The organism is Lysinibacillus sp. FSL K6-0057, from assembly GCF_038630885.1.
GTDB lineage: Bacteria > Bacillota > Bacilli > Bacillales_A > Planococcaceae > Lysinibacillus > Lysinibacillus fusiformis_F.
The window spans coordinates 923,834-938,327 of sequence record NZ_CP152047.1 but is presented as its reverse complement, the minus strand read 5'-3'; the positions used below and the strand labels follow the sequence as shown (position 1 = coordinate 938,327).

The 14,494-nt window shown below is 36.9% G+C and carries 15 protein-coding genes; 5 read left to right on the top strand and 10 right to left on the bottom strand.

The window, feature by feature from the left end:
• Positions 1-234 precede the first annotated feature (234 nt).
• Positions 235-1,488, top strand: coding sequence for an MFS transporter (locus tag MHB40_RS04345; protein ID WP_205441620.1), 1,254 nt, complete (start codon positions 235-237; stop codon positions 1,486-1,488).
• A 902-nt stretch (positions 1,489-2,390) separates the two neighbouring features.
• On the opposite strand, the gene MHB40_RS04340 is transcribed toward MHB40_RS04345, so the two are convergent.
• Both MHB40_RS04340 and MHB40_RS04335 read right to left on the bottom strand, forming a co-directional pair.
• Entirely contained in the window at positions 2,391-3,098 is a 708-nt protein-coding gene (locus MHB40_RS04340) for a response regulator (protein ID WP_342534018.1), read from the bottom strand.
• Entirely contained in the window at positions 3,099-4,700 is a 1,602-nt protein-coding gene (locus MHB40_RS04335) for a sensor histidine kinase (RefSeq protein WP_342534017.1), read from the bottom strand.
• 402 nt (positions 4,701-5,102) lie between these two features.
• On the opposite strand from MHB40_RS04335, the gene MHB40_RS04330 reads away from it, so the two are divergent.
• The 3 genes from MHB40_RS04330 to MHB40_RS04320 all read left to right on the top strand — a co-directional run bounded on the left by MHB40_RS04330 (position 5,103) and on the right by MHB40_RS04320 (position 7,326).
• Complete coding sequence (locus MHB40_RS04330; RefSeq protein ID WP_342442595.1) at positions 5,103-6,365, top strand: dicarboxylate/amino acid:cation symporter; 1,263 nt, start codon at positions 5,103-5,105, stop codon at positions 6,363-6,365.
• Between the two features lie 100 nt (positions 6,366-6,465).
• A complete protein-coding gene (locus MHB40_RS04325) occupies positions 6,466-6,681 on the top strand; it encodes a hypothetical protein (RefSeq protein ID WP_342442594.1) in 216 nt (71 codons plus the stop codon).
• A 105-nt stretch (positions 6,682-6,786) separates the two neighbouring features.
• Positions 6,787-7,326: a GNAT family protein gene (locus tag MHB40_RS04320; protein WP_342534016.1), complete on the top strand. Its 540-nt coding sequence runs from the start codon at positions 6,787-6,789 to the stop codon at positions 7,324-7,326.
• 33 nt (positions 7,327-7,359) lie between these two features.
• Here the strand turns inward: MHB40_RS04320 and MHB40_RS04315 are convergent, their stop codons facing one another.
• The 8 genes from MHB40_RS04315 to MHB40_RS04280 all read right to left on the bottom strand — a co-directional run bounded on the left by MHB40_RS04315 (position 7,360) and on the right by MHB40_RS04280 (position 13,529).
• Positions 7,360-8,343 (bottom strand): S66 peptidase family protein, encoded by a 984-nt coding sequence (locus MHB40_RS04315; protein ID WP_342442592.1) that lies wholly within the window; start codon positions 8,341-8,343, stop codon positions 7,360-7,362.
• Entirely contained in the window at positions 8,340-8,855 is a 516-nt protein-coding gene (locus MHB40_RS04310; RefSeq protein WP_342534015.1) for a GNAT family N-acetyltransferase, read from the bottom strand. The genes MHB40_RS04315 and MHB40_RS04310 overlap by 4 nt, the downstream gene beginning before the upstream one ends.
• Before the next feature lie 18 nt (positions 8,856-8,873).
• Positions 8,874-9,839: a S66 peptidase family protein gene (locus tag MHB40_RS04305; protein ID WP_342534014.1), complete on the bottom strand. Its 966-nt coding sequence runs from the start codon at positions 9,837-9,839 to the stop codon at positions 8,874-8,876.
• A gap of 16 nt (positions 9,840-9,855) precedes the next feature.
• On the bottom strand, positions 9,856-10,959 hold the full coding sequence (locus MHB40_RS04300) for a GNAT family N-acetyltransferase (protein WP_342534013.1): 1,104 nt from the start codon (positions 10,957-10,959) through the stop codon (positions 9,856-9,858).
• 131 nt (positions 10,960-11,090) lie between these two features.
• Positions 11,091-11,570 (bottom strand): hypothetical protein, encoded by a 480-nt coding sequence (locus tag MHB40_RS04295; protein ID WP_342534012.1) that lies wholly within the window; start codon positions 11,568-11,570, stop codon positions 11,091-11,093.
• A gap of 6 nt (positions 11,571-11,576) precedes the next feature.
• A complete protein-coding gene (locus tag MHB40_RS04290) occupies positions 11,577-12,239 on the bottom strand; it encodes a TrkA family potassium uptake protein (protein ID WP_004224679.1) in 663 nt (220 codons plus the stop codon).
• A 142-nt stretch (positions 12,240-12,381) separates the two neighbouring features.
• The gene (locus tag MHB40_RS04285) at positions 12,382-12,837 is read right to left on the bottom strand and encodes a redoxin domain-containing protein (RefSeq protein ID WP_205441599.1); all 456 of its coding nucleotides are present in this window, start codon (positions 12,835-12,837) and stop codon (positions 12,382-12,384) included.
• Positions 12,838-12,986: 149 nt separating this feature from the next.
• The gene (locus MHB40_RS04280; protein ID WP_004224676.1) at positions 12,987-13,529 is read right to left on the bottom strand and encodes a peroxiredoxin; all 543 of its coding nucleotides are present in this window, start codon (positions 13,527-13,529) and stop codon (positions 12,987-12,989) included.
• A 406-nt stretch (positions 13,530-13,935) separates the two neighbouring features.
• On the opposite strand from MHB40_RS04280, the gene MHB40_RS04275 reads away from it, so the two are divergent.
• Positions 13,936-14,478, top strand: a complete 543-nt coding sequence (locus tag MHB40_RS04275) for an XRE family transcriptional regulator (RefSeq protein WP_004224674.1) — start codon at positions 13,936-13,938, stop codon at positions 14,476-14,478.
• Positions 14,479-14,494 lie beyond the last annotated feature (16 nt).

Here is a 14,494-nt window from a genome sequence, read left to right as displayed (position 1 = left end):
ACTTTATGCTACAATCAACACAACTTATATAGAACGGAGGGTATTCCAATGACAGCTTCAATTAGACTACGATTTCACATTACTAATTAAATATGTGTACACTTTGCCTGCTGTGCAAGGGAAATGGAATTAGGTCTAGTCTGTTTTAGGAATACTGGAAAAGAGGGGACTTCTACTCCCCTCTTTTTTTTGTTGTCTTTTAACTTTCCACACAGGCACTACTGTTAGAAAGGAATGACGAATTTGGAACATTGGAAACGTAATACGATACTTTTTTTAAGTAGTCAAACGATTTCACTTTTTGGCTCTGCACTAGTGCAATATGCCATTACATGGTATATCACGCTTACAACGCAATCAGGCAGCATGATGACCATTGCGATTATTTGCGGCTTTCTACCAACCTTCTTCTTAGCACCTATTGCTGGTGTCTGGGCAGATCGCTATAATCGCAAATGGCTTATTATTTTGGCAGATGGCATGATTGCCTTATCCACGCTAATATTAGCGATTTTATTTTTAATCGGCTATGATGAGCTCTGGCTACTATTTGTTATCTCAGCCGTACGTGCAGTTGGCGCGGGTATTCAAACACCAGCTGTGGGCGCTATTTTACCGCAATTTGTGCCTGAAGAGCACTTAATGAAGGTCAATGGCGTAAATAGTAGCATTCAAGCTTTTATTATGATTCTTGCACCTATGGCAAGTGGTGCATTATTAACAATGGCTTCCATTGAATCCATTTTCTTTATTGATGTGACAACAGCGGCTATTGCCATCGCTATCTTCTTATTATTTCTGCATATTCCTGCACATGCCAAAGCAACGCAGCCACAAACAACAGGCTATTTTAGTGATATGAAACAAGGCTTCATCTACATTAAAGAGCATGCTTTCTTAAAACAATTGTTCTTGTTCTTTGCCTTTTTCATGCTGCTTGCTGCACCTGCTGCCTTTTTAACACCTTTACAAGTTACACGTAGCTTTGGTAATGATGTATGGCGTTTAACTGCCATCGAAATGGCCTTTGCCATTGGTATGTTAATCGGTGGGATCGCAATCGCAACATGGGGTGGCTTTAAAAATAAAGTGCATACGATGACATTATCTGCTTTATTATTTGGTCTTTGTACAATGGCTCTCGGAATCATCCCTGTTTTTTGGCTGTATCTTGTGATCATGGCCATTACTGGTATAGCCATGCCAATCTTTAATACACCCGCTACGGTGTTATTACAAGAAAAAGTTGAAAGTGATTATATGGGAAGAGTATTTGGCATTCTTAGTATGATATCTACCTCTATGATGCCGTTAGGAATGCTAATTTTCGGTCCAATAGCTGATATTATTGCTATTGAGTGGCTACTCATCGGTACAGGATTATTACTCTTCATCCAAGGATTTTTCCTTCTGGGCAGTAAAGTCTTATTAAAAGCTGGCAAACCTACTCTCAAGCATATGGATGTTGACACGCTAGAAAAAAAGTGAAGATTTCGTTTTGAGATAATTGTTGATGATAAAAAAACAATTATAACTTAGCTTATAAACAATCTTAAACGCATACAGATTTTCTCGACGCTAAAAAAGCTCTACTAATATGTAGGGCTTTTTCGTCTTTATCCATCCAAAAAACTGCATATTATAATTTGCAGTTTTTACATGTTGTTGAAAAAAGATCATGTCACTAGCAGAAAAAGACCTTTTAGCAAGCTGAGGGATTGATTTCCGTTCCGCCAGCGTCCTTTCCAGGGGGCGTCCGATGAGCCGCTTCACTCACTTCCGTTCGCTCCAGGGTCTCCTCTGTGACGCTAAATCCCCTAGGAGTGACGCTGGCTCCACTCCAATCAACCATGCTGCAAAGTGTCTTTACTTTTTTCATAGCAGCATAGCGATTAAATCGCCCATTATTTGTATTCTTAGAGGGGATAAACTCTTATTTTCAATGTGGAGAAGTGATGCGTGACAACACCTTTTCATAAAGAGTAGTGAACACCTTCACTTTATTTGAAAACCTTTGCTAAAAAGGTAACACTTTTGTGGATTGGAGTGGAAGGCTACTTGACTCCCGTGGAATAGCGAGACAGGCAAAACTCTAAACGGAGCGGTAGCGGAGGAAGCGGCTCGGCGCTCGCCCACAGGAAAGCAAGTAGCCTGCAACGGAAATCCATTTTCACTTTTCACAAAAATTCTATTGATTGTTTTGTTTTTCAACACTATGAAAAACTGCATTTTATAATTTGCAGTTTTTATTCCTTTAAAGGAATTTAAAGATATGTATTAGGAAATAGGGCTTCTAGAATTCCTCCGTACATTTTTCACCATAACTTCATACACTTTCAATAAAACTAAAATACGGGCTTTCAATCTAGTTGAACTAAAATCTATTATCATTAAATATAATAACGATGAATAGGACGTCCTACGTTTCCATATTGTATATCTACTTTTAATAGATTCTGCTTTTCTAAAAAGTCTAGATAGCGTCTAGCTGTAACACGTGCTGTCCCTATATAAGTTGATACCTCCTCCGCTGATACTGCCTCGCCACTTTTCTTTATATATGCAAGCACCTTATCTAAGGTAGCTCGATTAAACCCTTTTGGGAGCTCTTCTATAAGAATGGCATCCATTCCTGTTGTTGATACTACAACTTGCTCGGGAAGACGTTGTTGCATTAAATGATCCACATCATGTTGAGTTAAATCTTGCATACCGCTTATTTTCTTTCTATAGCTTTGGTAATTTTTTAAAGTCTGCTCAATCCGCTCAAACGTAAAAGGTTTCATAATATAATCATAAACACCTAAGTGTAAAATTCGCTGCACAGTGGGCATATCATTCGCAGCTGTTACCGCAATCACATCAACATGAAGATGCTCCTCTCGGATTTTCCCTAACGTAATAATGCCATCTTGCTCTGGCATAAAAATGTCCATAAAAACAAGCTCTGGATTTAATTGTTTAATTTTTTGAATCCCCTCTATACCATTGCTAGCATAGCCGACTAATGAAAATCCTTTGATTTGCTCAATAAATTGCCTGTTCACTTCTCGTACCATTGGATCATCTTCAATTAATAAGACATTTATTACATCCATCTATACTTCTCCTAACTCAAATAAAATTAAGAAACTTGTTCCTTTCATAAATTCACTCACAACTTCAATATCTCCATTGCCCTTTCTTACAATTTCATATACTAAATGCAAACCAATGCCCCGATTTTCACTAGCCTTTGACGAAAATCCATTTTCAAACATACGATCCTGCACCTCTTTGGACATGCCAATCCCATTATCGGAAACCGCTATCGCTAAGACTCCATCATGCTCGTCTACAGAGATGGCTACATATTTATCTTCCTTAGAAAGGACATTTAAAGCCTCAAAAGCATTTTCAATTAAATTGCCGAATAATACAACAAAATCATGATGATCTAATAGAGGTGGAAAGCGTTTAAAATGACTTTTTCGATCAATTTCAACCTCGATCCCCAGCTCTTTGCCATAGCTTACTTTACTTAATAACAAACCTGAAATATTTTCATTATGAAAGCGTTCATTTAAAAACTTCGTCAATGAGGCTTCATTTTCAGTAGTCACTGTAACATATTCAAGTGCTTGCTTTGTATGTCCCAATTGCAGTAGTCCTGCAATCGTATGAATCTTATTTTTATGCTCATGGGTTTGCACACGTAATGCTTGAACAAAAGCCTTTACACCCGTTACTTCCTCCGCAAGCTTTTTCACAGCTGTTAAATCTTTAAACATAGCAACTGCTCCGACTAGCTCTCCATTCACAATAATGGGTACACGATTACTTAAAATACTATGATGATTAATGTAAAGCTCTTGATCATAAACAGGTGTTGCTGTTTCAACAATTTCAGGCAGACGGGTATCAGGCAAAACATCATAAATCTTTTGTCCAATACAGTCCTCTATTTTCCTAGAAACCCCTAAAATATCGGCCGCTTTTTCATTAAAAATGGTGATATTCATTTCCTTATCAACGGCTATTATTCCCTCATGCATAGCATTAAAAGTTTCTGTTCTTTCCACATACATTTTTGCAATTTCATGAGGTTCAAGCCCAAACATTTGTTTTTTTATATGTCGTCCCAGTGTATATGCACCGAAAATACTGAAAATCAGCGATATAACAATCGTTATCATAATTTCTCGCTCATAACTTTGTAACATTTCCAGAAAATCTGGTAATGAATAGCCAACTACTACAATGCCCACTTGTTCCCTTTTATCATTTATAATTGGCACGAAAGCGCGTATCATAACACCGGATTCTCCACGTGCCTTCGATACATAATAATGTTCACTAAACGCTGCGTTTAAATCCTGCGACTCACTGCGCTTTCCTAATTCCTTACTTACTGGGTGTGATAGTTTAATACGTTCCATATTCATCACAACAATATACTCGGCCTTATGAATCACTCTAATGCCATCTACAATTTTATTAATATTTTTTGCAGCTTCTTTTATGTTGTCATTTTCCAAATGTACACTAAGCTCTGGTACATTTGATACAGTTCTTGCCACAAGCATTGCCCGCTGACCAAAGTCTTTTTCCTGTTCAGATAATAGGTTACCCAGTAAAAAAATACCACCTAGTAAAAAGGAGAGTGCAATGATTAAAAATGTCACTAACAGTATTTTGCCGTTCACAGGCATTTTCATCATTAAAAAATTCCTTCCTTTCAAATTTGCATTCTCGTAATCAGTGGCCTACATATCGATTATATGTTTTTAAGATTATCTGCAAAAAAATCTTTTGACAACACCTTTAGTCTATATAAGTAGCAGAAAATATTGAATTTAATGAACAATATTACAAATTGACAATTTAAAAAGAACTTTTTTATCACTCTATGTTTTTGTATTATAACAATAATTAATTAACTATAGCGTACCATAACAGAAATAGTTATTGATATTACTATATTTATATGTAATGGTACTTAAATGTACTTAATGAACGTTATGTTTCTTATTTTCTAAATCTCTTTTTTCAAGAAGTATTCGCTATGATGATTCTATTGAAAGCGATATCAAAGAGAAAATTTAGAAAAGAGGTAGCAAAAAATGAAATTACTGAAAAATTTGACTGTTCAGGTTATAGTGGCTATCATCCTTGGGATAATTGTCGGAGCCATTTTCCCTGAGTTCGGTGCCAGCTTAAAAATTTTAGCAGACCTATTCATTAAATTAATTAAAATGTTAATTGCCCCAATTATTTTCCTAACAGTAGTTATTGGAATTGGCAGTATGGGAGATATGAAAAAGGTCGGGAAAATCGGAGGGAAGGCATTACTTTACTTCGAAATCGTTTCCACAATTGCCTTAGCAATCGGAATTGCTGTTGCTTTAATCGTAAGTCCTGGTACAGGCTTGGATACATCAGGTGCATCTGATGCTGATATTTCGAAATACACAACTGCTGCGGCTGAATCTGAGCAGGGCTTGGGTGCATTCATTTCTAGTATTATTCCAGAAAATGTAGTTGGTGCATTGGCAACTGGGCAACTATTACCAGTTCTATTCTCAGCTGTTTTATTTGGCTTAGCAGCCGCTTCAATCGGTGCACCCGCAAAACCAGTCATCACATTCTTTGAGCAAGTAGCAGAGATATTCTTCAAGATCGTAAGTATGGTGATGAAAATATCACCAATCGGGGCTTTTGGTGCAATGGCCTATACAATTGGGAATTTTGGTTTAAAATCTTTAGGTAATCTAGGTCTATTAATGGCTGCCGTATATATTACAATGTTTTTATTTGTTGTCTTTATTTTAGGTACCATTGCAAAGTTCTTTGGATTCAACATCTTTAAATTTATCGCTTACATCAAAGATGAAATTTTCTTAGTCATTGGGACATCCTCTTCTGAATCAGCTCTACCATCTATGATGCGAAAGCTTGAAAATTATGGTTGCTCGAAGCAGGTTGTAGGTTTAGTTGTTCCTACTGGGTACTCCTTTAATCTAGATGGGACTTCCATCTACCTATCAATGGCTGCCTTGTTTATTGCACAAGCATATGGAATGGAACTAACTTGGATTCAAATCATTACACTACTCGGAATTTTAATGATTACTTCTAAAGGTGCAGCAGGCGTAACAGGCTCAGGTTTTATCACATTAGCAGCAACTTTGGCTGCCTTCCCAATGATACCAGTGGAAGGAATAGCGCTTTTAATCGGTGTTGATCGCTTTATGTCTGAGGCTCGTGCTGTAACAAATTTAATTGGTAATGGTGTAGCTTGTGTTGTAGTGTCAAAATCTGAAAAAGAGTTTGATGTAACGATGGAAGAACGTGCACTTCAAGGAAAGACCACTATTTCTTCCTAAGAAAAATGGTTGTGATGATAGCCATCGCCGTTTCCTCTATCACCCAAAATGTTTACACTCTAGTATAAAAGTGAAAGTTAATAGTAAGAGGTGATAGTGAATGACTAATAAAAAACAGGCGAAAACACGTAATACGAACAACCCTGATGTATTGGATACCGATAAAGAAAGCATTTTTGATAAACATGAGGACATGAAAACAGTTGATCCAATACCTGTCGAAGAATTGAATGAAAAAGTGAAAGATGAACAACATAAATCCAAAACAAAGGATTCTTCCGCAACAGATAAGCGCTATCGATCATGTAAAAGTTGAATTTTAAATTATCGTGCTTCAAAATGAATAAACATATAAAGTCGACCTAATCCATTATTATAATAGGTCGGCTTTTTATATACTATTTGTTAAAGGAGGTAAATCATGAGTAATATACCAATTATGAAAACGGAGAGGTTACTATTAAGACCTATTACACCTCAGGATTTAGAAGCAATGTATGACTACTCTTCCCGTGAAAATGTCGTGCGTTATGTGACATGGCAAGCACATACAAGCTTAGAGGATACGAAAGCTTTTATGGCATTAATTTTTGATGGTTATCAGCAAGGCAATCTGATGTTATGGGGTATTGAATATGCAGGAACAATTATTGGAACAATCGATTTTGTTACGATGAATGACACCCATAAATACGCGGAAATCGGTTATGTGCTTTCTGAGGTTTATTGGAACAAAGGCTTCACAACAGAAGCAACGAAAAAACTCATTGACTTCGGTTTTAATGAATTAGATTTAGTACGTATCCAAGCACGATGCTTTGAAGAAAACATTGGCTCCCAAAAGGTGATGGAGAAATCAGGTATGCAGTTTGAAGGGTTATTACGCAAAAGTATGTTTGTTAAGGGTCAATACCAAAATGTGAAAATGTACGCTATAACTGATGATGATAGGAAACTCTAGCAAATAAAGCCTTGCTCCGTATGCAAGGCTTTATCATGACAACCATTTTTCTACACAATATATCTTTTTAGCTGTTGCATCCAGCTTTACTTGTTTCCCTATCGCTATTGGATGCATAGGGTGTGTATGACAAATATCCACCTCTGCTAATATAGGAATTTCTATTCCATCCAACTGTTCAAGTAGAATATCGTAGGGTTGTCGCCCCGTTCCTAAATCATCATAGCATTCATGTTTCCCCAAAATAATCCCACTAACTTTGTTAAAGACACCATGCAATTTCAGCATAGCAAAATTCTTTTCAACAACAGCAGCATTTTTTAAGCAGTCCTCCACTAATAAAATGTCACCTTCCAAAACTTCAGGGAAATAAGGCGTACCAATAAAACCATACATGGCATTAGCATTCCCACCAATTAACCTCCCTTCAGCAACCCCTTGCTGAATCGCTAACCATTCATTCTTTTTGAGCTGCTTATCGACTGTCTTCTCTAGCCAATTAACAGGTTCATCTGACCAATAAGGAGGCATTGGAATTTCATATGGTAATGCTTGCGGCTTCAAGAAATAATGCTCAAAAAATTTGAAGGTATCATTTACTAAAGGTTCAAACTCGCCAAAGGAAGGTACGAGGGCTGGACCATAAAAAGTTGATATACCCGTCTTTGCATAAAGTGCCAGTAGAATGACCGTTGCATCCGAATAACCTACAACAATTTTTGGGTGTTGACGAAAAGCCTCATAATCAATATAAGGTAGCATGCTATTGGCATTGGTGCCCCCGATGGTAGACATAATCATATCCACATTTGGGTTGCGTAGTAACGCATTCAATTCTTCTGCTCTTTCCTTTGGAGAACCTGAACGATAATAATCTGATTTGCCAGTAAGAGAACCTGTCACGATTTGAAAATTTTTCTCCTCCAGAAACGTTTTAGCACGTTCATAACGTTCCAAAGCCGTCACCGTTGCTGGTGAGGATGGTGAATAGATGCCGATGTTTATTTTTGAAGTCATACGCTAGTTCCTCTTCCAATCAATAGTTTTGACATGTAATATTCATTGATATATTGTCCATCTACATACAGGGAATCCCGCTTCGTTCCCTCAATATCAAAGCCCATTTTCTTATACAAAGCAACATCCGACTCATTATTTTCCATAACAGTTAGTTCTAGACGATGTACACCATTATCCATTGCCCAATTTTCTACATGATGAAATAAAGCCGTTCCAATCTTTCTTCCTCTATAGTCACTATGTATGCCTATGACAAGATAAGCACGGTGAGCAATTCTTGTCGGCTCATTGCCCTGTACAATTAAGTACGCCACAACCTGCTCATCTATTTCAGCTACGAACAAAGCTGAGTGTTGACTATGATGTAGCTTGTCTATATACTCCCCAAATGGCTTATGTGTTAAATTGCGCTCACCTGGTCCAAATAACATAAAATTCGATGCCTCTGCATTTGTCATAACAGCTATAATTTGTTCACTGTCATGTCGGGTTGCTTCTCGTATAATCATGTTGAGCACACTCTCCTTCTAAAATTTCGTCACCTGAATCCACATTTCTTTTGTATTCATATGGATATTCCCACCGATAGGGAATGTAAAAATCGGCTGTGTATGACCAAAATCCACATCATATAATACAGGGATAGTTTTTAATAGTGGATGCTTGTCTAAAATAAAATGTAATTGTTCTTCTGTCATAGCGGAAGCTCGTTGAAATCGACCTATTGCCAATCCTTTAATTGGAGTCGTTGCTTGCAATAATGACGTGAGATCACGCGCAAAAATAGCAGGATTCACAAGCTCATCATCCTCTAAAAATAAAATACAATTCGATAAATCAGGCATGTAAGCTGTTCCTTGCAATAAATTTAATGTGCATAAATTACCACCATAAAGCTGCGCACTCACTTCCCCTCCCGAATAGACCTTCCAGCCGGCTGCTTCAAAATGACGATTGTCCTGATCTATATACCATGCATCATCACTCCAAACGCTAGATGCTACTAGGGGAAATGGATTCTTCTCCATTAAACATTTTTGAAAATAGGACAGCTGATATTGTTGTGCTTGCGCCATACGAAAGCTAGAAAAGTGTGGCCCTGAATAAGTGATAAAATTGCATTTTGTAGTAATAGCTGTAGCTAAGGCCGTGATATCACTAAACCCACAAAGTATCTTCGGATTTTCAGCAATCATTTGATAATCTAAATAAGGTAAAACCTCATTACAGTTGTATCCACCAAGCACCGTCAGTATTGCTTTCACCTGTGGATCTCGAAAAGCTTCATGTATATCCGTAACACGATGCATGATGGATGAAGATTGCTGCAAATCACACTCAAAAATGTGGTGACCAAACGATACGCGAAACCCTAATCTCTCCAGTATGGTCTTCGTTTGTTCAACCATCTCTACTTTTAAAACTTGGGCACTTCTACTTGGAGCAATGACACGTATCTCATCACCCAATGTTAATTTTTCTGATATTCTCATATTTTCTATGTCCCTTCTAATAGGTTTGAATTTTAGCTACTAATTTTTCATTCCTAAAATGGAGCGACTCTGCATCAATGAGTGTGTATGCTGGTAATGTGGGATGATTTCCTGACCAGCGATCAAATGCCCACTTTCTCTCTTGATCATCATAATGAGGACAATAAGTACCCGCTAATATTCCCAGGCCCTTCCATTCCTCAAAATCATTATTTGTGTTTTCACAATAGCATTTATCAAACCAACACATGGCCCCGGCACTGATACCAGCTAATATAACTCCTTTTTGATAAGCTTCCTTTAACAATTCATCAAAACCATATTCTCGCCACTTTTCAAGAAGATAACCTGTATTCCCCCCACCCACATAGATAATATGCTGCGCTAGTACGTTTTCTCGAATATTATTATCAAGCATATCCTTTTGCAGAATATGTGTTGCTTCACAATGATGGAACGCTGCATAAAACTTCTCGATATATCCTTGTGCATCCTTACTTGCGGTGGGAATAAAGCAAATTTTAACTCGTTCATTTATTTGAACTTGACGTAAAATGTATTCGTCGATAATTGACGGGTTTTGCTGAGAAAATCCTCCGCCTGATAGGGCAAAGATTTGTCTTGTCCGTTCATTATTTTTTCTTAATTCATATACAGCTTGTTCATGTCCAAATCTTTCTAACGTCTGAACTTTCTTCATCCCTAATTTTTCAAGTAAGCAACAAGATGCTTTGTTAGCCGTTTGTGTTTCTGCCACAATAGATGCTATATTCAGATAATTTAACCCCTCCTCAATTACCTGTGTAAGCACTTCAAAAGCTAACCCCCTCCCCCAAAACTGAGGTAAAAATTGATAGGAAAGCTCATATAAATCCTTATCATGGTATTCATCAATCGAGACAAGACCTATAAATTCACCTGTCTTCTTTAAAGTGATATATAAATATGTATTAGGGAATGGTGCTTCTAGCATGCCTTTAAAAGATGCTTCTATATAGTTGTTTGATGGAACACCCCCGAGAAAAGTTCGAACTTGTTTATTAGAGTAGAGTATATGTATATCTGTGAAATGCTCTGGTTGTATTCGTTCGATTACACAGTTAGTTGACATGATTTTCATTACATCTAGCCCCCTTCTTTATGTCAAAGTTTAATCTAACTCTCTGAATGAAATCAAATATTTTTCCAATTTTTCTTAATAATAGAATAAAAAAGTAGTGACCAGCATGAATTGCTGAATCACTACCTACATTATTGCCCGTATTGTTCAAGTAAACGTTGCGTATTGATTGATTGTTCAAGTGCCTTTTTCTCTTTTGCCCAATAGATCAAATATTGTGCATCACCCATAGGAAAAACCATTTGCTGCAACTCTTCATCGAGTTCAGAACTAATGGCCACTTTTAAAATTTCCACCTCATATATAGACTTATCCTTCATTTTATAAACAATATGATAAGCTGGCTTTTCTTCAAATATAGTCCTTTCCTTTTTGGAAAGCTTCCTTACATGACTTAATGGATATTTCTCAATAAAATCTTGTGCTTCATCGCCTGTAGCACGAAATAGTGATTGGTCTCCTTGAAATAAATCAATGTCGTCAATTTCTGTGGCATGATCTAGAACAAGAGAGATTGCCTCATCTTCACTTTTTTCTCTGTTTTGCATGATAAATCCACCAATTAATAATATACCAGCAAATATAACAAGTCTCCATCTGCGTTTTGTCATTTGCTCTTACCCATTCAATGCCTTTTTAACAAAACGATTTATATCCACATCAGCGCCTATAACAAGCATAATATCTCCTAGTAAAATCTTGTCACTTGCCTGTGGAGATACAATAATGTCAGCTCCACGCTTGATTCCTACAATGTTGATGCCATATTTAGCGCGAATATCCAAATCCATAATGGAGTATCCTGCAATCGCATCATTGGCCTTTAATTCCATAATGGAGTGTTCATCTGATAGCTCTAAATAATCTAGTACAGTATTTGATAACATATTATTGGCAATACGAATCCCCATATCTCGCTCAGGATGGACGACAAAATCTGCGCCAATTTTACGTAAAACCTTTTCATGGTAATCGTTTTGAGCCTTTACCGTAATTTGCTCAACACCAATTTCCTTTAAAATGATGGTTGTTAATATACTTGCTTGAATATCTTCCCCAATTGCTACAATTACGTGCTCAAAATTACGAATACCTAATGAATTCAGTACCGACTCATCGGTTGAATCTGCAATAACAGCTTGTGTAGCAATGGAAGCAAACTCATCTACACGCTCTGAAGAATGGTCAATCGCCATTACTTGTGCGCCCTGACTCATTAATTCACGAACAATACTCCCTCCGAAACGTCCAAGCCCTATGACCGCAAACTCTTTTTTCATCATAAAAAATCCCTCCGAAAACTACTATACCACCATTGTAGCGTATTCTCTGCGATATGTATTGTCAAAACAAGAGCCTATTCGTCAATGTTGGACAACAAAAAAGACGAGGACCTAGATCCCCGTCTTCAACATATCGTTATTATTCAGCGTTACGCATCTCATCTAGCACGCGGTTTACACGTTTTTCTAGCATTTTCATACCACTACCACCAGCTTGCATATGACGCAGCTGACCATCTTTATCGAACACAAAATACGCTGGTACATATTGGTTTTCAAAAGCATCTGTTAGCTTCATTTCACTGTCTACAAAGATTGGTTGCACAATATCATGCTCTGCTGCTACTGCTTTAATTGTATCTAAATCAGTATCTGCCTCAGAACGTGGCATATGTACTGCTACAACGTTTAATTCATCTTTATATTGATCGCGGAAATTGTTTACGTCTGGCATTGCTTCTTTACATAAATGGCAGCTTACTGACCAGAAGTGAATTAAAGTTGGTTTTTTGCCTACTAATTCCGCTTTTGATACTTCACCATTTAACCAAGTCGTTGCGCCTACTAATTCAGGCATTTGTTCACGAAGTTTCATAAAAATCCTCCTCTAATAGATAGTTTGTCTTCAGATATTTAGCTAACGGTCTAAAAAATCTTTCCAAAAACAAAAATTCAGTTAAAAGTCCCCACAAACTTGTCGTGGGGACTGTTAATTTGTTGCATAATGACTGGACTCTATTTAAATTATAGAGTTGCTTGGCCTGGACGCCAGTTAGCTGGGCAAAGACCACCCGTTTGTAGTGCTTGAAGTACACGTAGTGTTTCATCAACATCACGGCCGATGTTGTTATCAAATACTGTTTGGTATTTTAATTCGCCTTCTGGGTTGATGATGAATAAACCACGTAATGCGATACCTTCTTCTTCAATTAAAACACCATATTCTTTAGATACTTGATGGTTAGTATCAGCAGCTAATGGGTATTTTAATTCACCAAGACCATTTTGCGTGCGGTCTGTATTAATCCATGCTAAATGTGTATGGATCGTGTCAGTAGAAACACCGATTACTTCTGCATCTAAGTCTTCGAACTCGTCATAACGATCGCTCATTGCAGTGATTTCAGTTGGACATACGAATGTAAAGTCCATTGGATAGAAGAAAAGAACTGTCCATTTATCTTGTGCTTTAATATCTTCTAATGATACTTTACCAAATGATTTGTCTGAAAGTACTGCTTCCATTGTAAAGTCAGGTGCTTGTTTACCTACCATGCGTTCTGCCATAATAAATCCCTCCGAATAAATATGTAGTTTATATATTCCATTCGCACTAGCGAACTCGTCTTCTACGATAGCAGAGTAACCGTAGTTTTTCAAACAAGTAAACTCCGCCCGTTTGGATGATTGAAATCGATTGACAAAAATTCGTCAAATCCATCAATGGAATTATCGCTACTGTCTTTCTATCAGCTATTTTTAACAATAATTTTCTACACTATACAATTTTTTTCTCAATTAAATTTATACCTCTTTTTTTAACATTTTATAGCTATTTTTTTCACGAAAAACGATTGCAAATTTTTTATTATTATGTATAATTGTAATGGTTTTAGTAAACTAAAAGTTTCGTTAAAGTAAACTTCATATTTCGAAAGTTTATCATTGCTAAACTTCTCTTAGGAGGGAAAAGATGCAAATAGGAGCAAAAATTAAAGCGCTTCGTTTAAAAAAAGGTCTTACCCAAGAGGAACTTGGAGAACGTACAGATTTAAGTAAAGGTTATATTTCCCAATTAGAACGTGATCTAAACTCGCCTTCTATTGAAACATTATTTTCAATATTAGAAGTTTTAGGGTCGAGACCTAAAGACTTTTTTGATGATGAATCTCCTGAACAGAAGGTTGTTTATACAGAGGAAGATCAATCTACCTATACGGATGAAGAAAAAAAATATGAAATTCAATGGCTAATTCCTACTTCGAATGAAAAAGAGATGGAACCCATTTTCTTAACCTTTGCCGCAGATGGCGAGTTCAAACAGTTTGAGCCTTCGCTCTCTGAAACATTTATTTATGTGGTTAAAGGACGTATTCGTCTCGTTTTAGGGAATGAACAGTATATCGCAAGTGAAGGCAATGCACTTTATTATGACGCGACAGACCATCATCAGATTTTTAATGCACATGATGATGAAACAAAAATTTTACTTGTCGCAACAGATTCTTATTTATAGCTTAAGGAGGCGCATC